Origin of the sequence: Rhodopirellula sp. MGV, from assembly GCF_002251265.1 — a bacterium.
Taxonomy (GTDB): Bacteria; Planctomycetota; Planctomycetia; order Pirellulales; family Pirellulaceae; genus Stieleria; species Stieleria baltica_A.
The window spans coordinates 15,906-38,923 of sequence record NZ_NPDI01000016.1; the positions used below are offsets into that span (position 1 = coordinate 15,906).

The window sequence follows — 23,018 nt, forward strand, 5'->3', positions numbered from 1 at the left end:
CTGCCGCGAATGTTGCTCGACATTCAAAACCGAGGCCAACTCGCCGCCGGGATGACGACGTACAACCCCGATCAGCCACAGTTGCTGATGACTCGCAAGGACGTCGGAACGGTCACGGAAGTCTTCCGGCTTAACCATCGGGCGAAGTGCGAATCGATCATGCAAGGGCTTGCCGGAATGGCATCGATCGGGCACGTCGCTACGCGACCTGCGGCCAAGACGACCGCAATTATGCCCAGCCCTTCGAACGCGAGCACATCCACAAACGGAAGTGGTTCAGTTTCTGTTTCAACGGTCAACTGGCGAACTACAGCCTCCTGAAAGAACGCTTGTTGGCTGACGGCGATCACCACTTGGTACTTGATACCGATACCGAAATTTTGATGCACGAGATCGGACGCGTGCTCAGTCAGTCGACCGAACGCGTCGAATGGATCGACGTGCTGCGTCAAATCGCAGGCGACTTTGACGGTGCGTACTCGCTCGCATTGCTCACCGCCGAAGGCGAGATGCTGGTCGCACGTGATCCGCTGGGGATCAAGCCGATGTGCTATGTGCACGAAGGACCTCTGTTTGCCGCGGCCAGCGAAAGCGTCGCGCTATTAAACCTCGGCTTTGAAACCAACCAAATTAAATCGCTCGCCCCCGGACACGCCATCGTGGTCAATCCGGAAACCGGTGTGCGGATCGAGCAATTTGCCGAAAGCAAAGGCAGCTCGCACTGTTTCTTTGAGTGGATTTACTTCGCCAATGTCGCCAGCACGTTGGACGATCGCAGTGTTTACCTGACGCGGACGCGTTTGGGCGAAGAGCTTGCCCGATCCGAGCAAGCCGACGGTCGCATTCCGCTGGACGATCCCGACACGATCATCGTGCCGGTGCCGGACACCAGTAAAGCGGCTGCTGATGCGATGGCATACCAGCTTTCAATCCCGTGTCGTGAGGGCCTGATCCGAAACCGCTACGCCGGCCGGACGTTTATCGAAGGCGGCCGAGCACGAAAAGCGAAAGCGGCAACCAAGTACACGCCACTGCGAGACGTTTTGGAAGGCAAACGCGTCATCCTGGTTGAGGACTCGATCGTTCGTAGTACGACGATGAACGTCTTGCTGGATCGGATTCGTGAAGTTGGCGGCGCGAAGGAAATTCACGTGCGTGTTGCGTGCCCACCGATCGTCGCGCCCTGTTTCTACGGGATCGACATGAGCACCGTCGACCAGTTGATCGCGCCGAAGTATTTCGGTACCGACGGAGTGCTCACCCCGGAAGCCCAACAGCGTTTGGCGGATGACCTTGGCGCGGATTCGCTGCGTTACCTGCCGGTCGAAGCGATCGCACGTGCAATCGATTTGCCAGAGGAACGCCTTTGCCAAGCCTGCGTGACTGGAAAGTATCCGACCGAGTGTGGCCAGCACCTATACCAGATCGCCCTGGACAATCGTGGAAGCGATGAAGACAGCGGACGGACTTACGAGCAGCTCGCAGCTGTGATGAATTCACAATAACGATCACTCCATTTTGTAATTCCCTTTCCGCAGTCTCTGCCAACTTCGAAATCTGGTCATGACAGCCGATCTAGAAACGTTCATTCGCGAAATCCCAGACTTCCCGAAACCAGGAATTTTGTATCGCGACATCGCTCCCTTGTTGGCTGATCCGGGAGCGCTGAAGGCAGCGACGGAAGCGATGGCGGCACCGTTCGCCAATGAAAAGGTTGACATCATCGCTGCGGCCGAAGCACGCGGATTTATCTTTGCCGTCCCCATGGCGATGCAGCTTGGAGCCGGGTTTGTTCCAATCCGCAAACCAGGCAAGCTGCCATTCGAAACGCACTCGCATGCGTATGAGTTGGAATACGGCACCGATGAATTGCACGTCCACATTGACGGTGTCAAACCTGGCCAGCGCGTCGTCCTGGTGGATGATTTGTTGGCAACCGGTGGCACGATGCAAGCTTGCTGCCGCTTGATCGAGCGATGCTCGGCCGAGATTGTTGACTGTTCATTCTTGATCCACTTGGCGGCACTCAGTGGCGAATCCAAGCTAGATCCGTATCGCGTCGAGTCTGCGATCGTTTATTAACTTTCGCTATCGTTACGCCATCTGCCACTGGCGGCGTAGCCACCATTCGACTGACAATGCGGTTGCGAACAGCAGAAACACGATCCAACCGCTGATCGGTCCGTCGCCAAGGGTTGCTTTCTCGATCACTGTTGTTTCCGCGCGTCGGCGTTTGGAGACGATTGTTTCGATCAGCGGTTCCAGTCGCGTCGCATCAAACGACGCGCCACCATGTTGCTCGGTCAGGTCGGCGAGTTGTTGCATGTAAACATAGTCTGCCATCGGGTTGGTAAGTTCGCGGCTAGTCTCGACGACTTGGAACGCGACTTCGTCCTCCTTGATCGACGGATCACTTGCCTCGACACGCAGCTTGTAAAAGCCCGGCCCGAGATCAGGAATTTGGCCACTAATCCGCGGCAACGAGTCAGCATTTTCGGTGACTTTTAACTCTGTTGTTTCACCATTTTCGTCGACTACCGATGCGGTCAATCGGATTGTCGATTCATGTTCGGAAAGCAATTGCACGCGAGCTTGGAATGCCGGAGCCTGATCGCTTTCGAATCGTCGATGATCCAAGTCGGCGATTACCGAGTCCCCGCTATCGTCCTCTCGTGACATGACCCATAGCATCAGTTGCCGCCAGAACCGACGATGGACTTCGCTCTTGCCGATTCGCCACCAGCGATACGTTTCGTCAATCGCCAAGGACGCGACACGCCCCTTGCCGTAGTTTCCGATCACCAGCAACGGTTGGTCGTTTTCAGATTCCAACAAAGTTTGGACACCTGAAATTGGTTTGGCTTGGTCAAACCGGTTCGCACCCGTGAGCGCTGGCAATTGTGACCAGACGGATTCAGATTCAGGTCCGCCAAGGTTGACGATTGGATGGTTTTTAGCGACCTTAATTTTGATCGGTCCGGTCAACTGGTTTTGCAGTCTGGCTTGCCTTTCGGCAGGCGACATTGCCGTGCGGGTGGCTGTCGCCGACGCGAAGAATCAAGCTTCACGGGTAAGACAGGATCGAGCGGACCGCCGGCATATCCGCCCACGGAGTAGCTGGACAAGCCGCCGAGCGTGATCAGTCCTGTGCCTTCGGAAACACGGTCGGCGATGAGCTTCAATTGTGCATCGCCAAATGCCGACGAATCGACGTCTCCGATCACCAGAACGTCGAAGCGTTTCGGTTGAAGTGCCGCCTCCAGTTGCACGGGCCATGACTGGTCACCGCGAATCGTAGCGAACTGTAAATCCAGATCGGGAAAGCCACGGAGCGAGCGTCGCAAAAACGCGAGTTCGGGGCGACCGGGACCTTCTAAAATCAAAATTCGGCCGCCGCCTTCACGGACTTCGACGAATGCGGTTTGTACGTTGTTGCTTGTGACCCATTCTCCGTCCTGTCGTTCAGCTTCGACTTCCAACCGATAGACGCCGGGCTTGGGGGCGACCATTGGGATGTCTAAGGCCATCGATTCGCGAGCCGAGCTCGGATCAAGTGTCCGTGTGCGGGAAACTTCTCGTCCGCCGGCTTCATCGATCCAAGTGACTTGAATTGGAACTTGAAGGCCAGACAGTCCGAGCGTTTCGACTGTGAACGAAAGCTCGAACTGGTTTCCCGAGAACAGTTGCATACTGTCGGGCAAATTGCTCACAGCGACATCACGCGAAGCTGCGCCGGTATTGGGAGGACCAACCGGGATCGTCCAAAGCGGGACGCCTAATGCATCGAGGACCTGTGCACCGTAGCGGGCATTGAGTGGTCCGGCGGAATCGTTGCTGGGACTCGACGTACCGCTGGATCCCGCGGCGGGGCCGGCTTGCCGACTCGTTTGCATGCCGTCACCAATCAGCACCACACCGGCCAGTGTCTTGGACGCGGTCAGGTCAATCGCACCGGAAAACGCCATCCCGAGGTCAGTGGTGTTTCCTGAAGGATTTTGTGACGACAGCGATTGTTTCAGCGATGCGACTTGATCGACAGAGGTCGCTTGTCCGATCGACTGGGAGGTTTCGTCATAGCGGATCAGTTCGATGTCCATCGCTTCATCGAAGTTGCCGAGTCCGTCCAAAAGTTGCTGGACTGCCTCACGCTGTGTGTCCCAGCGGCTAGCCCCATCGCCATCGGGCAGCGACATGCTTTTTGAATCATCAATCGCGATCACCAACGTGGCCGGCGAGGGGCGTTGGTCGGTACGGATAATCGTTGGGCGAACCGCAGCGAGCAACAGAACCAGCGCCGCGATCGAACGCAATAAAATCAGCCAACGGCGTTTGCGAGGATCGGTGGTTGGCGGGGCAACCCACGCGATGACTCCGACAATTGCGACTGCGGCAAAGACGACCAGCCAAGTCGACGCGTAGATCGGTTCGATCGAAAACTGGGTCATGCCGTCGCTCCTGCGGTCGCGTCCGCCGTGGAGCGCGACGCGGGACGTTGTCCATAGAAACGATTGGCCAAGATTTGTTCCAGCAGGAAAACTGCCAGCGCGATCAGCATCAAAGGTGACCAGAGCGGCAGCATGTCTTTCCCATCGCCCGCAGACCATTCGATCTGTTCAGCCGAGGTGATCACGCTCGACGAATCCCCAAACTGTTCTGACAATTGCTCAGGCATGATTCGTGACAAATTGATTCGGTCGCGAGGCAGGTTTACGGAAAAACCGAGGCCCGTTTGACTGCCACGAATCCAGTGTGTTCCGCTGTGATTGGCGGTTCCGATGGCGACCAATTCGTCGGGGGTGATCGCAAGGTCGGGGTTTGAGATTTCGATCGGAACCGGAGCGTTGTTGCCAGCCGGAAACCACTGTAGTCGCTTGACCGCTTCGGCAGTTTGATCATCGATCAAGAACTTGGCCGGTAAAGCGACTTGTGCACCGACCGCGACAGACCAGTGACCGACGTCGCGTCGCGCGACATAGCGTGTCAATTCACGCGTCGTCGCGAACATGGGCCAAAGGTTGTCTGCCCGAAATAGCTCATTCCACGGTCGACGCGAAACCAAATCAGGAATCGGCGTGGTCATCAACAGCACACCGCGTTTGTTGTTTTCCAATAGCGCAGCATGTTGGGTTCCCGCATATCGCATCAGCGTCGACCAATTTGTTTTGGCCGTCGTTTTCCAATATTGAAAAACACGCAAGTCTTGAAACGGTACGCCGCCCGGCAATTCGGTAAGGGGTGAGAGTGCCGGGTGTGACTCGGCAGAGATTTCGAGAAACGTACCGGGATCGTTGACTCGCCAGCGACGTTCAAACTCCAAGTCCTGGAACGCACCAGAGTCGGCGGCCAGCGATGGTCCTGCGGCGACAAATGTGCGACGTCCGGAGTCAAAGTATGACTCCAAGCCCTGTCCGCTCAAAACGCTCAGCGGCGGATCAAGCAGGACGATCCCGTCAAAGTCGCTGAGTTGCAAGTTTGGCAAGTCATCGTGAGTCGAAATCTCAATGCTGTACTGCGATGGTGCGGCATTGGCTTCGGCGGATACCAAATCAGCGAATTCGTTTGCTTCGGCCGGTTGGTCACTGGCGATCAGCAATCGACTTGGCGGCAAGATTTCAATCGTAAAGTAGCTGGCGTCATCGATCGCCAACGCATCGATTCCAATCAGCCGCACGGCGCCGTGATGGAGGCCGGCATCGAGGGGCGGCAGCGTCAATTGGACTTCGACATCGCGGTCACGTTGCAAGGTCACGCTCAGCCTGTCGACCGGTTTAGCGTCGGGACGAACGATTTTGCCGTCGCGAACCACAGGCAGCCCAGGTTGGTTTTCGTAAACCACACACTCAAGGGTGACTTCGATTTCAGCGGAAGTCTCAGCTAGCTCGGACCCGTTTGAATCCTGTCGACGGAGTTCTGCGGTCAAGGTAATGGGCGACTGTGGCGCTGGGGCTGGCGTCGCTGTCGATATCCGTGAAAGCTGTCGATTGAAACCTTGGTAGGCCCCCATGTCCCAGACGGTGAAGTCGATCTGTTGTTGGTCGAGGAACTCGCGAATGGGGCCTGTCGTGGCATCGGGTGGAAATGATGCTGCGGTCATGCCACTGATGACAATGATTTGGCGAGTCGGGATCTCGCTGGTCGAGAGCACACGGGCGGCCGCTTCAATTCGCGTTGCCAGCGGTTGCACCACTTCGGATGGCTGAAACGCTTCGATTTTTGCAATCGAGCCAGCAACATCCGCAGAGAACGTTGCCGGTGTCGCGGAACGATCGATCGCGACCACTCGACTGTTTTTACCCGCTGCCAAGGCCGCCGCTTTGGCAGCTTCGCGGATCGCATTGATACGAGTGTCTTCGGTGGTCGTCCAACTTGTTTCGATGGAGTTGTCCACGATGATCGCCAATGCGACGGGCCGCTGATCGTCGATCATTGGTGGCTCGGTACTGGCCACCGTGAACACGCCCCACCCCATCGCGACAAGCACCAGCAAGCCGGCTGCCGCGAGTAGCGGGATTGTGAGTGAGCGTTTGCCACGACCTGACGCCGAAACAGTCGCCATCACAAGCAACACCACGCCCAATGCAGCGATGATGCCGATCGTCAGCCAAGTCACGCTCAGCCCGATACTGGAGACAGGGCGGGCCAATGCCAATGCGACGGATGCAATCGCAGCGATCCGTAATGCCAACAGCCACCAGCGTCGGACTCGCATCTTGCTGCGATTGGACTCGAATCGCTGTGACAACAATCGAACCGAAGGAAACAGGACTTTGCGTGGTTCCTTCCGCGCGATCAAGTGCAGTGCGATCGGGATTCCGATCGCCGTGATGGCAATCAAGAGGGTGCCGTTTAAAAAATTCACAAGCCGCGTTAATCCTTCAGTGCTTGCTCCCGAATTCGTCGCATCTTGTCTTGATGGTAACGATGGGTTCGGAATGCATCCAACATTGCCAGGACGATGATCACCAACAGAATGAACGTGACTGCCGTCCAGGCGGCCACGAAGACCAGGCGACTATTCGCTAAAGTCGCTGCTAAAACGAGTGCACCGCAGGTGCCAATCAATGCGTTGACCTTCGATCGGGACTTCCTTCGTCGCGAGCGATAGTCGGCGTCTTCGTCGGAGTCGAAGTGATCGTACGGCCAACCATTGTGCTCGGTCCATTGCAGCCAGCCGGCAAAGAACAACAAGGTTGCGCCAAGCAGTAATCCGCCTGCAGTCATCGCGTTGTCCTCTAGCGGTTCGGCGTTTTGATAGAACGACTCTGCTCCGAACGACCCTGGGCTGTAATCCACTGGTGGGCGACCCAGACAACCGCCGCGATCGATTCGCCGCTGCAGTTCTTGGGGATGTCCTGTTCGGTGTGCCAGTACGAGGGGCTGCCGATCCCCGGGCGGGGATAGTCGAAATCGATCACGTCAATGGTTGGGATCTTGGCGATCTGATTGAGCGGCAGGTGGTCATCGCGAAGGTCATGGCGTGTGCGTGGGACGAACGCATCGACACGCAGTCGCTTGGCGACTTGCCAAAACGATTGTGCGACCGGTTTGGCGTAGCGGATGCTATTCATTTCGTAATACAGCCGCAGTTCGCGATCGCCGATCATGTCGAACAGAACACCGGCACGGTAGGCGTTTTCTGGCGGCGTATCGACGTAGGTTTGCGCGAAGTACGTTGACCCGAGGAAATACCGGTCACGGTCTTCTTGCCAGATGAACTCTTCGCCGTCGAACATGACAAGGTCGATGCCGACGTCGTCCGGTAGGTCGTCGAGTTGGTTGGATAATTCCATCAATCCTGCGGTACCGCTGGCACCATCGTTAGCGCCGATGAATGTCCCTTTGCGGTTCTGTCGATCACGGTCCGGATAAGGACGCGTGTCGTAGTGTGCACAAAACAGGAATCGAAGCGGACGTTCGGGGTGCCAAGAAGCGATCAGGTTCGTCATCGTCATTGCGGACCCGTCATTGGGATTTCGTGTTTCGAATTCCTGACGTCGAACCTCGGCACCGCGTTCTAGAAAAAAGCTTTCCAAATAGCGCTGCTGGCGAACCATCGCTTCGCTACCCGAAGGACGTGGTCCGAAATCGCAAAGCTTTTGCAGGTACCCCATCGCTCGATCGGCGTCATAGCGAGCCGGGATCGGGGCACTCGAGGGTGATTCGATCGTGTCCGGGCCGCGGTGCAGCATCACGCGGACAAACAGGATGCTTCCGACAATCAAAAAGACGACCAACCCGACTAAGATCAGGCGTGTGGCCAGTCCTGCACCGGCTCGTTCGTCGAATCGGTCCGTTGAGGCTGCCAATGTCCTTTGATTCTCCATGATCGCGGTGGAAGACTCGCTCATGATCCGTGCTGTTTTGACGTGTTGGGTCCGTGAACGCATTGTATGCAAATTGCGTGATCGTCGCCTACCTCGCTTCACGTGTCGCTAGACCGATTCGCACATCGCAAGCGCCGATAACCCGTAGAACGTGTATTCGACGTCGGCCGTTTGGTCCAATTGGAATCCGGCAAAGCCGCCGCCGGGCATTTGCATCGATTCCGCATAACGCCGAACGGCGTTCCGATCAATTGATTCGATCGCGCCCAGGTCATCCAGTGTGATCATCGCGGTGCAGCTGCTGAGTAGGTCCGCAAACGGGATGCGTGTGTTTGCGGTAAAGCCGCCTTCATCGGATTGCATTTCGGATAAGAAATCGATCGTCGCTTCGGTGTCGATCGAGTCCAAGGTGCCGAGTGTTTTGAGTGTCCCAATCGCTGCGGCGGTGGGGTTCACACCAGGCCGTTTGGCGGCTCGGATTTCCAGGTACCCGCCATCGGCATGAGCTTGTGAATCGATGAAGCCACAGACGGCATTGGAATTGTGGGGCTGGCGTCCGAGCAATTCCAAGCAGAGCACCGATAGGAATGTTTGGTAGGTGCTGCCCGCGCGACCTTCAGGCGACTTTGCGAAACCCCCGTCATCCGTCCGGAGCGATTCCAGCAGGTTGGCAACGTTGTCCGCCCAGGTCGGGTCGTTGTCATCGACCACTTGAGCCCCGACGGACATCTCACAGATTGCGGCGGCGAAGATTAAAGAAATCAAATCCACGATGCCTTCGCGACGATTCAGCCGAGAGCGCAGAAACGCTGCCGCGCGGCCACCAATGTTTTCGTCGAGTGCATCAAGGATCCACAACGCACGCAACGCAAACGCGGTGTAGTACGGGTCGCTTTCGCCTTCACGGCCAGCGAATCCGCCATCGGCACGCTGTTGACTGGCAAGCCAGTCGCCATGTAATCGGCGCGTTTGTGGATCGATTTGTGACGCTCCGGCGGCGAGCCGGAGCGTCAACGTTTGCAGATAGGAAAGCACTCAGCTAACGCCAGCGGAGTTAAAGTACGCGGGCTCGTTGCCTTCCTTCCATTTGATGTTGCACCCTAGCGAAGGACGCTGTGTTTCACTTGGTGATTCGCCAGCCAAGACGGCGTCGATTGCGGCACGCAAGTCTTCGCCGGTGACCGGAATTTCAGTCTTTGGGCGGGACGAGTCGAGTTGGCCGCGGTAGGCAAGTTTTTGATCGCCGTCGAACAAGAAAAAGTCGGGCGTGCATGCAGCGGCATATGCCTGTGCGACTTTTTGATCGCCGTCAAACAGGTAGGGGAACGCGTATCCGCGGGCCTTCTTTTCTTCGCTCATCTTTTCGGGCGAATCGTCGGGATAGGCATCCGCGTCGTTGCTGCTGATCGCGACGACCGCGACGTCTTTTGCCAGATAGTCATCGGCCAACACTTTCAATTGGTCGGCGACGTGTTTGACGTAAGGGCAATGGTTGCAGACAAACATCACCAACAACGCTTTCTTGCCAGCGAAATCGGCCAAGCTGACCGTGCCGCCATCGCATTCTTGTAGCGAAAAATCGGGGGCTTGAGTGCCAAGCGGCAACATCGTGCTTGCGGTACGTACCATGGTCGAATCTGTTTTTGGGGGAGTCTTCGGTGGGGAGGCCGTCTTCCGATCGGCGCCGATAGGAATTTCCTGTGGCACCGTATGGTCGACGACGGCAACTGCGATGAATCACGGTCATTGTAGGAACGCGGCGAACTGCGTTGTCGCAGTTGCCGCTCGATGACTCGCGTGGTTCGGCGCGATCTTAGTCTTTTAGATCTTCGAGCAATCGTCCGGGGCTGCCCATTGCGTTATAGCCACCATCGATGTGCAGGATTTCGCCGGTGATGCCGTTGCTGAGATCACTCAGCAAGAACGCTCCGGTTTTGCCGACTTCTTCGTGAGTGATGTTGCGACCCAGGGGAGCCATGCGGTCGTACAGTTTAAGCATCTCTTCAACACCGGCGGCGCGTCCGGCCAAAGTGCGGACCGGGCCTGCGGACAACGCGTTGACGCGAATACCACTTGGCCCCAAGTCGTAGGCGGCGTAACGCATTGCCGCTTCCAGGGCTGCTTTGCAAACACCCATGACGTTGTAACCGGGGACGCACTTTTCGCCGCCGAAGTAAGTCATTGTGGCGATCGACCCGCCCGGGTTCATGATCGGCTTGGCGGCCGCACAGCATGCCAGCAGTGTATAGACGCTCACGTCCATCGCGAGTGCGAAGCCCGCCCGGCTGGTGTAGATCGTGTCTTTGCCCAAGTCGTCGCGATCGGCAAAGGCCATCGAGTGCAACAGGAAATCGATTTTCCCAAATTTTTCTTCCGTCGCTTCAAAAACGCTGCGGATGTCTTCGTCCTTTTGCGCGTCCATTGGCAGCAGGAATGCGGCGTTTTCGTACTTGTCGGTTAACTGGGAAACTCGCCGACGGTTGCGTTTTCGTTCGTCATCGGGGCGGTCAGGAAGGTGGGTGAAACCACATACCCCTCCTGCGTTCATGATCTCCTGAGCGATGGCCCAAGCGATCGAGTTTTCGTTGGCGACTCCTAAAATCAGCCCCTTTTTTCCCTGAAATTGCATCTCGATTTGTTGTCCTACTAGAAAAGTAACTTGCACGTGCTGATTAAACGCCACCGGACGGGGCCTGCACAAGATAGCGTGAACAGGGTGATGTCGTCTATTTGGCGTCTTTTCCGGAAAGAGTAGGAGCCCCATCTCGATTGCGGCGGCGCGCGTTTGCAGGAACCCATTGGCTGCAAGCCTCGCCGCACGCCCCGAATCCCTTGAATCATGGTTGCCGGCGAACGCCAGATATGACTCACTCAATCACACCCACTCGCCCCAGAGACTCTGTCTTTCCCGTGGACTCGTATTCTTTTTTTCGTGAGCTGACCGAAACGGCAACGCAGGTAAGAAGTCGTACCGCGTTCTTGAAACGGTCCCTTCCCGAGCTCGTCCGTGTTTTGAATCTCAACAGCGCCGCCATTGTGACCCAACGTCGGGGGGGATGGAAAGTCGACGCGTGGTCAGGATCAACTGGCAATTCGGGACGTGAGGTTTCCAATGGCGATGCGACACGTTTTGGTAATTCAACGCCAACACAGGATGGCCAGGCAGGTCCACAGTTGCCAATGGATTTGATCGCCAGTGCGATTGACAGTGGTTCGCCCGAAGTCCGCCAAGCTTGGGTCGCGATCCCATCCAACGGCAGTTTTTCTCAGCCGACTGAGAACGCCGAGCGTCACAGTTGCCTGATCGTCAACGTTGCCGATGCAACCGATCGCGCCGGGCTGACGCGAGTCTGCAGTGTTTTCCTTTCTCACACCGCGATGGCCGAACAGTGCGAACGCCAGCGTGAACGGATTCAGCAACTGAGTCAGGTCTTGCGTGCGTCGGCAAAGTGGCAACGCAACCAGCTGCAGCCGTCTAGCGACGAAGATTCGTTGTTGAAAGAGATCGCAGAAACCGCGATCACGCTCCTCAACTGCCAACGCGTCAGCATTTTTTTGTGGGACAAACGACGCAAAAAGTTGGTCGGTAAACCCAGTGTCGGTATCGAAGCACCACTCGTGATTTCGGATGACGCCGGGATCGTCGGCGAAGTCTTGGCCACCGGCGAAGCGCAAATATGGAACGGCGGCGATGACGACGAGTCACGCGTCAATCGCTCCGTTGACCAATCGCTTGATTTCCAAACGACGTCACTGGTGGCGGTGCCGCTGATCGGACAGCGGGGAGAAACGATCGGCGTTTTTGAAGCGATCAATCATCGTGAAAACAACTTCGAAGACGCACACATTATGTTGCTCAATGATCTGGCGCTTCATGCCGCCGGTGCGATCGAAGGCTTGCGTGTGCAAAAACGTTTGACCGCTTCTCGGGATCGCTTGGTCGATGATGCGGCCAACAGCAGTCCGTTGATTGGCGAGCATCCCGCGATCGATTCCGTTCGCCAATCAGGAAGCCGCGTTGCCGGAACGGATCTGACCGTGTTGATCTTGGGGAGTAACGGGACCGGCAAAGAAGTCGTTGCACGCCACATCCACTACGAAAGTGAACGACGTGGCGAACCGTTCGTCGCGGTGAACTGTGCGGCGCTGGTCGAATCGCTTTTGGAAAGCGAACTGTTCGGTCATGAAAAAGGTGCCTTCACCGATGCCAACAGCACCCGGATCGGTAAATTCGAACTTGCCAGCGGCGGGACCTTGTTCTTAGACGAAGTCGGTGACATGAGTCCTGGCGGCCAAGCAAAACTGTTGCGTGTGTTGGAACAACGCGAAGTCGTTCGTGTCGGCGGCAGCGTTCCGATTCCCGTCGATGTTCGCGTTATCGCCGCGACCAATCAGCCACTCGAGCAACTAATCGCCGAAAAACGCTTTCGCGAAGACCTCTTCTTCCGCCTGAACGTGGTGTCGTTGGTGTTGCCAGATCTGGCAAAACGCGGGAGCGATATCCTGTTGTTGGCTGAGCACTTCATGCAGCACTTCTGCTACGAAATCGGTCGCAAGGTTCCGGGACTGACTGATGCCGCAAAGGCCGCGATGCTGTCACACGCCTGGCCGGGGAATGTCCGCGAGCTACGCAACACGATTGAACGCGTTTGTTATCTGACCAGTGGCGACGAAATTGATGCCATCGATCTGGAACTTCGCTCGATGGGCGGGGCCAATGGCGCGGTCGTATTTCCTGTGCGAACCGTTTCTCACGATGTCGACTCGCTTGCCGAAGCGACGCGACAGTTTCAAATCAATCACATCCTCTCATCGATTGATCGTTGCAGCGGCAATATGACCGAAGCAGCCGAGCGGATGGAGCTTCATCGTTCGAACTTGTATCGAAAGATGAAACAGTTGGGAATGAAAACCAGCGAAATCTAGTTTCGTCGGCCGACCGAATTTAGAGTTTTGGCAAAACAAAACACGCCATCGTGTTCGTGCACGATGGCGTGTCTTAGGTTTTTATCACTGCAGTTCGTCCGTTAGCTGCGTCGGCGTTTTCGAACTAGCAAGCCAAGTGCGCCAAAGCCGAAGATCGCCATCGAGGATGGTTCGGGAACGGTTTGCGAGATGACTTGGATCGACGAGGATGCTACGACATTGCCGCCATCAAGTGCCGACAAGCGAATGGTGTAGATCCCATCGACGTTTGCATTGAAACCGAAACCGGCACCAGCGTCGTCAAAGAACTCCATGTTCCAAGAGTTCTGCGCGACGTTGTTGTTCGCAAGCAAGTTCAGGTAGCCAGTGCGGTCGGCGGCATTGACGCCCATGCCGTTGCCGGTCGCGTTCGTCCCGATCGCATGGTCTGCAAAGTCAGGTGATGGAACGTTGATCGGATCAAACGCAAGAAAGTTCTCGCCTGCCGATGGGTCAAAATCGATCTCCATCAAGTACTCGAAAGCGTCGAGGTTGTTGCCGGTCAAACCCGCGAAATCCGAGTTGATTGACCAATCAAAACTCCATACAGCAGTGCTGCTGGAGCCCGGTGCAAAACCAAATCCTCCGCCGACGGGCTGGCCGGTCTCAAAGGTGTAGGTGCCATCGCCGTTGCTGTTAAAAATGTTCTGCGGCTGATTGCTGCTGTCAAATCGAAGTTTGCCACGCAATCCAATCTCGATTCCGTTGTCACGGTCGACGGTGAATCCGCCATTTGCATTACCGGCGCCAAGAATCAGGTCGGGGGTCACGTTGGCGTCGTGTAGGATCGGGCCTGCACAGACAATCGATGGGAGCACCGCCAGCATTAAAATGCCTACTCCAGCTCTCATGTTCGGTTCCTTCAGAAAATAGGGTGGGGCTAGTTAAGGAAGGGAACGAGTCTAGTTCGCGAGAGTCATCAGGAATTAGCTAAGAAGTTACAATAAAGTCGATTTAAGCGCTCTTTTTGCCTTTTACGGGGGCGAAGCGTTCCGCAGAGCCTTGGTTGGCGAATTGTGTTTCGCGTTTGAGCAGATTTTGTCGCTTTCGCAGGATACCAGGAGAGTTACTCGGATGAGCAAAATGGCAGTGCAGTTGCAGCTGAAAGAGGGGAAGGTGTTTGTCTCCAGCGGAGACCAGCCCATTTGTGAATATCAGCAGGCGACGACGCCTCGCGACGGAGCGCACCCCTGTGCGAACTACATTCATCCTCTGTTTGATTTCAGTGGAAATCCGCTGACGGAAGATTTCCCCGCCGATCACCTTCATCATCGTGGTGTGTTCTGGGCTTGGCATCAGTTGCAGGTCGATGAAACGCCGATCGGTGATGGGTGGATGATCGAGCGATTCCGATGGGAAGTCACGAAGTCCGAAACGTTGCATCAAGCAGATGGGACGGCGGCTTTGAATGTCGCCGTCGACTGGAAGTCCGAGGACTTTCAAAACGGCGTTGTTCCTGTCGTGCGTGAACAGACTTCGATGAAGTTTTATCCCGATCAAGCTGACCTTCGACAGATCGACTTTGATATCCGTCTAGTCGCGACACAGCCGAACACACGCATTGGGGGCTCGGACGACGACAAGGGTTACGGCGGTTTTTCCCTACGGATCAAAATGCCCGAAGACCTTACGTTCGAAAGTCAAAACGGAATACAGCGTCCGGCCTACGCGACAGTACCGGCTTCGCCGTGGCTAACTTTCCGAGGCCGTTTCAATGGCGAGAAGGCAAGCAGCGTCACCCTGCTGACGCACCCGCAATCAGCAGGCTATCCGCAGCCTTGGATTTTGCGATCGAAGCGAAGCATGCAAAACCCGGTATGGCCGGGACAGACGCCCGTCGCATTGTCGACGGACCAACCCACGCGTCTGCGTTACCGATTGTTGGTTCATCGTGATACCGCAGAATCCGATCAAATCGAACACTGGCACCGAAGCTATCTCGCTGATGCAGACGCTGCTGTTGTGTAAACGTCGTTGCTTTGTGATCGAGATTTACCTCAGCGATCGCCCAGGATTTCGGTGATCTTGGCACGTAGCCGAGGGATGATCATTTTCGCACCCGCTTGCAATAAGTGGTCATCGTCAAGATAGAAAACATCACGTCCGTCCAATGCCAGGATTCCTGCGTCTGCGGAGTACAAATCATACGTCGGTAACACTTCGGCGAACTCGTACGAGTCAGCGAGTGTGCGGACGATTCCGCGGCCTTCGTCAGTAGGTGAAAGTAGCTTGCTTGGCACAAACTCCTGCTTACCTTCTGCAGGCTTGATGCCTTGGCTTGCCAGCCATTGCATTGCATTGATATTTCCAAATGGGAGTTTCGGTGGGTCTTCAATGAGCAAGACGCGACAGCCTTGCTCACCCAGGAATTCCAGAATCGACGGTGCATCGTCGACGTCTTCTTCGGTCCACGCGCGACCCACGATGACCACTTTGGGTTTCCACTGTTCGATGTGCGTTAGCTTCGCATGGTGAAAACGTGAGACGACGTCTTTGGAGGTGAACTCCCTGAATTTCGCGACTCGAATGAATGGGTTCTCTCCACGCATGCAATAAAACGATGCGGAGAGGTTTTCGCTGCGTGCAACCGTTGCGATGGCATCGCTCCACATGCATCCGTGAGAATCGCCGATGACAACAATTTCGGGCGTGACCGAAGTGTCGCCCACTCGAAGTCCTTCTCCGCTAAATGCGTCCGGTTTGAATTCGGGGTTCTCAACGATGGTGCTGGCAAATCGCGGCGCGTCGATTCTTTGGCTCGGATTGCAATCGAAAGTGACGTAGCGAGCCTCGGCAAACGCCGAGGTATCAAAATAGCGAGGACGCAACGTCATCCATAATCCCAGGCCTGCAACGAGCAGTCCGCTTGTAAGGATCACGGGAACGATTCCCGTTCGACGCCGCGTTGGCTTCTCCACCAGTTGGTACGTGCCCAGTGCAAAGAGGTAGGTCGACGCGGAAAGGACGAGTTTGTCAGACGGCCCATCCCAATCAACACCCGCCGGCTTGGCGAGCACTAGGATTGGCCAATGCCATAGATACAGTGAGTATGAAAGTTTCCCAATGTGGACGACGGCTGATTGAGAGAGCAACTTGTTGCAAAGGCCAACTTGTCCAAAGGCGATGATCAAAAGCGTGCCCGCGACCGCCAGCCCAAGTCCTCCTCCTAGCGTGTCGAAGAAAATGTAGGACAAGGCGATCATGCCAAGGCCGGTCAGCGAGAATACACCGTAGTTAACTTCTCTCGAAGCTTGATTGCCGATCGTGACGGCGAGCAAGCATCCCGCGCCTAGTTCCCACACGCGTGTCGGTAGTAGATAGAACGTTGCAGTCGGATGGGATTGGACTCCCCAGAGAAACAGACCGAGACTCAACAGCGAGACGCCGGCAATGACACCTTGCAGCCAGCGGGTTCGCAACCGAAAGATGAGCCACATTCCGACGGGGAAGAATAAATAGAATTGTTCTTCGACCGAGAGTGACCAAGCATGCAAAAACGGTGACTCTTCAGCCGATGTGCCCCAGTAGTCACCAGTGCTTTGCCAGAAGTAAATGTTCGCGACCGAAAATAAGGCGGCGAGAGATTGCTTGCCGATGACATGTTGTTCTGGGCGAAAGATGCAAAAGTAGGTGACTGCCAAGGTGCAGGCAGAAACGAAGACCATCGCCGGCAGAATTCTGCGGACACGACGGGCCCAGAAGTCGCGAAACGAGAACGTTCCGTCGTTGAGATTTTTGTTGATGATTGAGGTGATCAGGAAACCTGAGATCACAAAAAAAACGTCAACGCCGATAAATCCGCCCGGTATCCATCCAAATCCCATGTGGAACAGAATCACGGGAACCACGGCTACGGCTCGAAGGCCATCGATTTCTGGGCGATATCCGATTCCCGACATGAGCCACCGTCTGCATCGTCAATGTGGAGCGTTACTTTTCTTCCAACCCTAAACATCTGGCCCCTACCCTAATTGGAGTATGCCAAGCTTACAAAGCCCCTCATTCTAACGGGGGCGATTTCGAAGGTCTGGCTCGTTTTCACGACAAATTTTCGGCCCTTAGCACTGCTGTGTCGCCTGCTCGGGGCGATGGCCCGCTAACACGGACAAAGCATCGTGGTGGTAAAACACATTCACGGGTTGATGCGTCTAAGTTTTGAAGACGCGTTTGGGGGTCCAGGTGCCTCGTTTCGGTGCGATGATCGCTTGCAGGATCCCGTCGGCACGCACCGCGGCAGCATGCTTTGGGATTGGATCCGTAGGAAGCTGATGCTGTCGGTCTTCGAGTGAAAGGCCGTTGATCAGTCGTTGGCATTGTTCCGCGTCAACGATCATTTTTGGAAGATGAGTTACTCCTGTGATCGCCGGCAACAGCATCTCTTCAAGCGGTTGTTCACGGATCATGTCGATGTGGTGCGACTGGGCAAGTTTGAATTCTCCCACACGCGTTCGACACAGATTAGTCATCACGGCAGTGGTGCCGAGTGATTTTGCGATATCGATGCCAAGCGTGCGAATGTAGGTACCCGTCGAGCAAGTAATCGATAGTTCAAAATCTGGGTAAGCGTACCGGATCACCGAGAGCGAATGGATTGTCACCGTCCTCGGTGGCACTTCGACTTGTTGGCCTTCACGGGCGAGGTCATAGGCACGTCGCCCATCAATTTTGATCGCTGAGTACGCGGGAGGGATTTGCTCGATCGAGCCGGTGAATTCTCGGCAAGCACTTTCGATCTGTTCCAAGCTGGGAATCGGATGGTCTTCGAAAAGGGTCGGTTCGAATTCGACGTCGCCGGTGGGTGATTCGGCTGCCAAGCGAAAGCTGCCGTGGTACTGCTTGCTCGTTTCGTGGACGAAGGGGACCAGTCGCGATGCTGGCCCAACGGCAACGACCAAGACTCCATCGGCCAGCGGATCCAATGTGCCACAGTGTCCGAGTTTGACTTTCTTGCCACGCAGTCGCCTCTGGATCACGTTCACCAAATCGCGTGACGAGAATCCGGCGGGCTTGTTGCAATTCAGGAATCCGAACATGCTTTAAACGTAACGCGACTGTGTTCGTGTGAAATTGAGAGCGATGAAGAATTGAACCCGAGCGAACTATCAATGAACCAATCCGCTGATTCAGACGACACGACACTTTTGAAAGGTGCCCGGTTCAACGTCGAACGTCTGATGCTACAGGGCGACGACGGAAAGTTGTACCCGCGTGAAGTCGTACGGCACCCCGGAGCCGTGGTTTTGCTGCCGATTCTTGATGATGGCAGCGTTGTGATGATCGACAACACCCGCGCGACGGTGGGTGAAACCCTGCTCGAATTGCCGGCCGGAACTCGCGAAGCCGGTGAAGAGGGAATCGTAACAGCGGGGCGTGAGTTGATCGAAGAAACCGGGTACACCGCTGGCAACCTTGAACTGATGCTCGAGTTCTATTCGGCACCAGGAATCAGCGACGAGTTGATGTTGCTGTACCGAGCGACTGGTCTGGTGGCCGGAGAAGCTCATCGAGAAGCGACCGAAGCGATCGTCAATCGCGTGGTACCCAAAAGCGAAATCCATGGCTTGATCCAGCAAGGCAAGATCCGCGATGCGAAAACATTGGTCGGGCTGTACGCGTATTTAATGCAGTAGGTAACGACACGAGTCCCCACCAAATCTGATGTGATTGTGATTGAGTGGTCGTAGGAAACGAAAAAGGGCTAGCTGGTGACAGCTAGCCCTTTCGTCGTTTAGGGATCGGCGTTCGGTGAGCGCCGGTTGGCTTCAGGCTCGGTTAGCCTTGCGATTCGCCTTCGGGCTTGTCGCCTTCGCTGACGCCGGCGCTAACGGTTTCTTCTTTTGGTCCGACGTTGCCGCGGCTGTCACCATGGAATTCCAGGCGAACAGCTTTGACGCGTTTTCCGTCCGGATCGATCATCTTGCCATCGTCGGTGATCGTGACGTCTTCGTGCTTGACGGCGTTGCCATCGGAGTTTTCCAAGATGCCTTTCACAACGATGGTGTCTTTGCCCTCGAAGGTTCCACGCAGCAGTTCTTCGCTGAGCGGATCTTCGACGCGTTGTTCGATCGCGCGGCGAAGCGGACGGGCACCGTAGTCCAGGTTGGTCCCTTGACGCATCAGGAATTCCTTCGCTGCGTCTTCGAGTTCCAGAGCCAAGCCACGATCCAGCAAACGCTCGCGGACTTTCGACAGTTCGAAGTCGATGACCATTTTCAAGTCGTTGCGGGTCAGGTGACGGAAGATGATCGTGTCGTCGAGACGGTTGAGGAACTCAGGACGGAAGACACGTTCGATCTGTTCCATCACGCGTTTCTTCATCGATTCGTAGCTGGCATCGCTGTCAGCCTTTTGGAATCCGAAGCCGCCTTCGTTCTTGATCGCTTCCGCACCGGCGTTGGTGGTCATGATCAAAATCGTGTTGCGGAAGTCGACGTTACGTCCGAACGAGTCGGTCAAACGTCCTTCTTCCATCACTTGCAGCAACATGTTGAACACGTCGGGGTGTGCTTTTTCGATTTCGTCGAACAGCACGACCGCGTAAGGACGACGGCGGATCTTTTCGGTCAGCTGGCCGCCCTCTTCGTAACCGACGAAACCGGGAGGTGCACCGATCAATCGGCTGACGTTGTGTTTTTCCATGTACTCGCTCATGTCGATATGAACGAGGGCATCGCTGTCACCGAACATGTATTCGGCGAGTGCTTTGGCCAGCAACGTTTTACCGACACCGGTCGGACCGGCGAAGATGAACGAGCCGGTTGGGCGCCGTGGGTCTTTCAGACCGCTGCGGCTACGGCGAACTGCTTTGGCGACGGCCGAGACGGCGAGGTCTTGGCTGACGACGCGCTTGTGCAGTTCCTCTTCCATCTTCATCAGACGCAAGCTGTCTTCGGTCGACAGTCGGGTCAACGGAATGCCGGTCATCTTGCTGACGACTTCCGCAATGACTTCTTCGTCGACGACGCCGTCGGTCTGCTGACTCTTTTCACGCCAATCTTGGGTGATCTGGTCTTTCTTCTTGCGAAGCTTTTCCGCTTGATCACGCAGGTTGGCTGCTTTTTCGAAGTCTTGGTTAGCGACCGCGTCTTCTTTTTCCTTGTTCAGCTTTTCGACTTCTTCGTCGATCTCTTTCAAATCTGGTGGACGAGTCATCGTGCGGAGGCGGACCCGAGCACCTGCTTCGTCAATAACGTCGATCGCCTTGTCAGGCAAGCAGCGGGCGGTGATGTACCGCTCGCTCATCTCGACTGCCGACACGACCGCGTCGTCGGTGATTTGGACGCGGTGGTGCTCTTCGTAGCGTTCGCGAAGGCCCTTGAGGATTTCGATGGTTTCCTCTTTAGCGGTCGGTTCGACGATGATCTCTTGGAAACGACGCGCCAGTGCGTTGTCTTTTTCGATGTACTTGCGGTACTCGTCCAGGGTCGTCGCACCGATGCACTGGATCTCGCCCCGAGCCAAAGCTGGCTTCAAGACGTTTGCAGCGTCGATGGCGCCTTCAGCACCACCGGCACCGACCAGGGTGTGGAGTTCGTCGATGAACAGGATCGTGTTTTTGACGCGACGAACTTCGGTCATCACGGCTTTGATGCGTTCTTCGAACTGACCGCGGTACTTGGTACCAGCGACCATCATCGCGAGGTCAAGGACGACGATGCGTTTGTCAGCCAGGATCTCAGGCACTTCGCCTTCGATGACCTTTTGTGCAAAGCCTTCGACGATCGCGGTTTTCCCCACGCCGGCTTCACCAAGCAGCACGGGGTTGTTTTTGGTACGTCGGCAGAGAATTTGGATCGCGCGTTCGATTTCACGCGAGCGACCGATGACCGGGTCAAGTTCGCCTTTGCGAGCCAGTTCGGTCAAGTCACGTCCGAAGCTGTCCAGTGCAGGCGTCTTGCTCTTGCCGCTTTTGGTGGATGCGCTGCTGCCGCCTTCTTCGCTGGAACGTCCGCCACGCTCGCCGACTTCTGCGCCTTCGAGGCCATGGCCGAGCAAGTTCAGAACTTCTTCGCGGACGTCTTCCAGTTTCAGTCCCAGGTTCATCAGGACTTGTGCGGCGACGCCTTCTTGTTCACGCAGCAGTCCGAGCAGGATGTGCTCGGTACCGACGTAGCTGTGATTCAGGTTGCGAGCCTCTTCCATCGAGTACTCGATCACCTTCTTCGCACGTGGCGTTTGTGGAAGCTTGCCGACGGTCACCATCTCGGGACCGCTTTGGACCAGCTTTTCGACTTCCAGTCGGATCTTTCGCAGATCGACGTCAAGATTCTTCAGAACGTTGGCCGCAACGCCACTGCCCTCTTTGACCAGACCAAGCAGGATGTGCTCAGTGCCGATGTATTCGTGGTTGAATCGTTGCGCCTCCTGGTTGGCCAATTGCATGACCTTACGGGCGCGATCGGTAAATCGTTCGTACATATGTTTGTCTCGTTACCCTAAGTGTGCCCAACGTCGTGCTTGCGATTGCAGCACATCGGTGGGGCAATTGATCCAGTCGTTCGATCAAAGAAGATCAGTTCAGTCGATCGAAGTTATCAGTTAACCAAGCTTCCAGCTGCCGCTGTCATGTTGGCGAATCTTTCGACGAATATCCTCGACAATCCCTTCTGAGCAAACCGTACGCCATTGGAAGCGAATTTCGTTGCCGTTGACCTCCCGAACGGCCATGGACCGCGGGTGTTCGACCGGCAAACGCTCAGCTACTTTCGATTCTATCGGTTTTATAAATTCTCGGGGATAGGAGTCCGACGCAAAGATGATCGGACGATTAAGAAATTCGCCCGGAAAACACGGGTGAAAAAAATCGTTGCAAAAATCTGTTGCCCCAAATTCGCCACACCATCCGTCGTCGAACGTCCGTAAACCCTCTCGCCAGCTCCTCGTCGCGTCCTTCGCGAAACAAGTCGTGTGCTGAGGAAGTGTAGGGTAAACCTGACTGTCATGCCGCTGTCATTTCGGCAGCATCCTCGTTCGACTCATCCTCATCTGGCAAATCGTGTTCCTCGATCAGACGTTCGGTACGCGTTTGTTCCGCTTCGAGCTCGATGTGCCAACGGTCGCCGACCTCCAGTCGCGAGATTTCGCCAAGCAGGGCAAGAGAGTGTTCCGGGCGATCCAGTTCACGATAGACACTCGACAACAGCAGCAACGCGGGAGGGTCGCGTGGTTCCACTCGCAAGACTTCCAGTAGCAGCGTTTCGGCCTGTTCCCAATCTCGCTGCAGGTACGCCGCTTGGGCCTGCGGGAAATGATCGGGTGCCTGCGAGGCCTCACGCGGGGCGATCATCCCCGGAAGCTCACGGATGCTCTTAATCGTCCAGTAAATCCAAACGATTAAGCCAACCCAAAATGCGGATCGGACCAACACCGGATCCAACCACGTGGGAAACAGATAGTTCAAAACCAAGTACGCATTCAGCCCAACACCAAACGCCACTGCCGCTGGTAAGGCCGACAATCGGCCTCGCCACCACAGTTCGCTTAGTCCCGGCCAAAAACACGTCAGATAGTTTCGCAGCTCCATCACCTTTCCCAGTCGAATTTGACTGGTGTTCATAAGACATTGATGACATCGCGGGCAAGACCAAGCTAGCGAGCACGAACGTTTGATCAGGGTTTCCCGACGTGTTTCACAGGATCGAGAGTGTGGCTGGCAAACCACAATCCGCGTTGACTTTGCGATTCAACGACGCGCCAATTCAACAAGTCGGGCTCACGATCGGACCGAGG

18 protein-coding genes are annotated in these 23,018 nt (G+C 55.8%); 5 read left to right on the plus strand and 13 right to left on the minus strand.

The window, feature by feature from the left end; all coding sequences use genetic code 11:
- The first annotated feature begins 146 nt into the window (after positions 1-146).
- Complete coding sequence (locus CGZ80_RS05685) at positions 147-1,505, plus strand: amidophosphoribosyltransferase (protein ID WP_233148247.1); 1,359 nt, start codon at positions 147-149, stop codon at positions 1,503-1,505.
- A 58-nt stretch (positions 1,506-1,563) separates the two neighbouring features.
- Positions 1,564-2,082 carry an adenine phosphoribosyltransferase gene (locus tag CGZ80_RS05690; protein ID WP_094412264.1) on the plus strand — a complete coding sequence of 173 codons (519 nt, stop codon included), beginning with the start codon at positions 1,564-1,566 and terminating at the stop codon, positions 2,080-2,082.
- A 12-nt stretch (positions 2,083-2,094) separates the two neighbouring features.
- Here CGZ80_RS05690 and CGZ80_RS05695 read toward each other — a convergent pair whose 3' ends face one another.
- From CGZ80_RS05695 to CGZ80_RS05725, 8 genes are all read right to left on the minus strand, one after another.
- Positions 2,095-3,024 carry a glutamine amidotransferase gene (locus CGZ80_RS05695; RefSeq protein WP_094412266.1) on the minus strand — a complete coding sequence of 310 codons (930 nt, stop codon included), beginning with the start codon at positions 3,022-3,024 and terminating at the stop codon, positions 2,095-2,097.
- On the minus strand, positions 2,982-4,445 hold the full coding sequence (locus tag CGZ80_RS05700; RefSeq protein ID WP_158222568.1) for a vWA domain-containing protein: 1,464 nt from the start codon (positions 4,443-4,445) through the stop codon (positions 2,982-2,984). The genes CGZ80_RS05695 and CGZ80_RS05700 overlap by 43 nt, the downstream gene beginning before the upstream one ends.
- On the minus strand, positions 4,442-6,859 hold the full coding sequence (locus CGZ80_RS05705; protein ID WP_233148248.1) for a BatA domain-containing protein: 2,418 nt from the start codon (positions 6,857-6,859) through the stop codon (positions 4,442-4,444). The genes CGZ80_RS05700 and CGZ80_RS05705 overlap by 4 nt, the downstream gene beginning before the upstream one ends.
- A gap of 8 nt (positions 6,860-6,867) precedes the next feature.
- A complete protein-coding gene (locus tag CGZ80_RS27850; protein WP_158222570.1) occupies positions 6,868-7,221 on the minus strand; it encodes a hypothetical protein in 354 nt (117 codons plus the stop codon).
- A gap of 11 nt (positions 7,222-7,232) precedes the next feature.
- Positions 7,233-8,348 carry a M28 family peptidase gene (locus tag CGZ80_RS05710; protein ID WP_233148249.1) on the minus strand — a complete coding sequence of 372 codons (1,116 nt, stop codon included), beginning with the start codon at positions 8,346-8,348 and terminating at the stop codon, positions 7,233-7,235.
- A gap of 84 nt (positions 8,349-8,432) precedes the next feature.
- The gene (locus CGZ80_RS05715) at positions 8,433-9,359 is read right to left on the minus strand and encodes a prenyltransferase/squalene oxidase repeat-containing protein (protein WP_094412272.1); all 927 of its coding nucleotides are present in this window, start codon (positions 9,357-9,359) and stop codon (positions 8,433-8,435) included.
- The gene (locus CGZ80_RS05720; RefSeq protein ID WP_094412274.1) at positions 9,360-9,953 is read right to left on the minus strand and encodes a thioredoxin family protein; all 594 of its coding nucleotides are present in this window, start codon (positions 9,951-9,953) and stop codon (positions 9,360-9,362) included.
- A 184-nt stretch (positions 9,954-10,137) separates the two neighbouring features.
- Complete coding sequence (locus CGZ80_RS05725) at positions 10,138-10,953, minus strand: enoyl-ACP reductase (RefSeq protein ID WP_094412276.1); 816 nt, start codon at positions 10,951-10,953, stop codon at positions 10,138-10,140.
- A 281-nt stretch (positions 10,954-11,234) separates the two neighbouring features.
- Here CGZ80_RS05725 and CGZ80_RS05730 point away from each other — a divergent pair, with 281 nt between their 5' ends.
- Positions 11,235-13,250, plus strand: a complete 2,016-nt coding sequence (locus CGZ80_RS05730; RefSeq protein ID WP_233148250.1) for a sigma-54-dependent Fis family transcriptional regulator — start codon at positions 11,235-11,237, stop codon at positions 13,248-13,250.
- A 101-nt stretch (positions 13,251-13,351) separates the two neighbouring features.
- On the opposite strand, the gene CGZ80_RS05735 is transcribed toward CGZ80_RS05730, so the two are convergent.
- A complete protein-coding gene (locus tag CGZ80_RS05735) occupies positions 13,352-14,140 on the minus strand; it encodes a PEP-CTERM sorting domain-containing protein (protein WP_094412278.1) in 789 nt (262 codons plus the stop codon).
- 223 nt (positions 14,141-14,363) lie between these two features.
- Between CGZ80_RS05735 and CGZ80_RS05740 the strand changes: the two genes are divergently transcribed.
- Positions 14,364-15,257, plus strand: a complete 894-nt coding sequence (locus CGZ80_RS05740; RefSeq protein WP_094412280.1) for a DUF6807 family protein — start codon at positions 14,364-14,366, stop codon at positions 15,255-15,257.
- A 29-nt stretch (positions 15,258-15,286) separates the two neighbouring features.
- Here the strand turns inward: CGZ80_RS05740 and CGZ80_RS05745 are convergent, their stop codons facing one another.
- Both CGZ80_RS05745 and truB read right to left on the minus strand, forming a co-directional pair.
- Complete coding sequence (locus CGZ80_RS05745; RefSeq protein ID WP_094412282.1) at positions 15,287-17,188, minus strand: acyltransferase family protein; 1,902 nt, start codon at positions 17,186-17,188, stop codon at positions 15,287-15,289.
- Positions 17,189-17,437: 249 nt separating this feature from the next.
- Positions 17,438-18,322, minus strand: a complete 885-nt coding sequence (gene truB / locus CGZ80_RS05750) for a tRNA pseudouridine(55) synthase TruB (RefSeq protein WP_094412284.1) — start codon at positions 18,320-18,322, stop codon at positions 17,438-17,440.
- A gap of 72 nt (positions 18,323-18,394) precedes the next feature.
- Between truB and CGZ80_RS05755 the strand changes: the two genes are divergently transcribed.
- Positions 18,395-18,919 carry an NUDIX hydrolase gene (locus CGZ80_RS05755; protein WP_094412286.1) on the plus strand — a complete coding sequence of 175 codons (525 nt, stop codon included), beginning with the start codon at positions 18,395-18,397 and terminating at the stop codon, positions 18,917-18,919.
- A 142-nt stretch (positions 18,920-19,061) separates the two neighbouring features.
- Here the strand turns inward: CGZ80_RS05755 and CGZ80_RS05760 are convergent, their stop codons facing one another.
- The gene (locus CGZ80_RS05760; RefSeq protein WP_094412288.1) at positions 19,062-21,707 is read right to left on the minus strand and encodes an ATP-dependent Clp protease ATP-binding subunit; all 2,646 of its coding nucleotides are present in this window, start codon (positions 21,705-21,707) and stop codon (positions 19,062-19,064) included.
- A gap of 520 nt (positions 21,708-22,227) precedes the next feature.
- On the minus strand, positions 22,228-22,845 hold the full coding sequence (locus tag CGZ80_RS05770; RefSeq protein ID WP_094412292.1) for a tetratricopeptide repeat protein: 618 nt from the start codon (positions 22,843-22,845) through the stop codon (positions 22,228-22,230).
- Positions 22,846-23,018 lie beyond the last annotated feature (173 nt).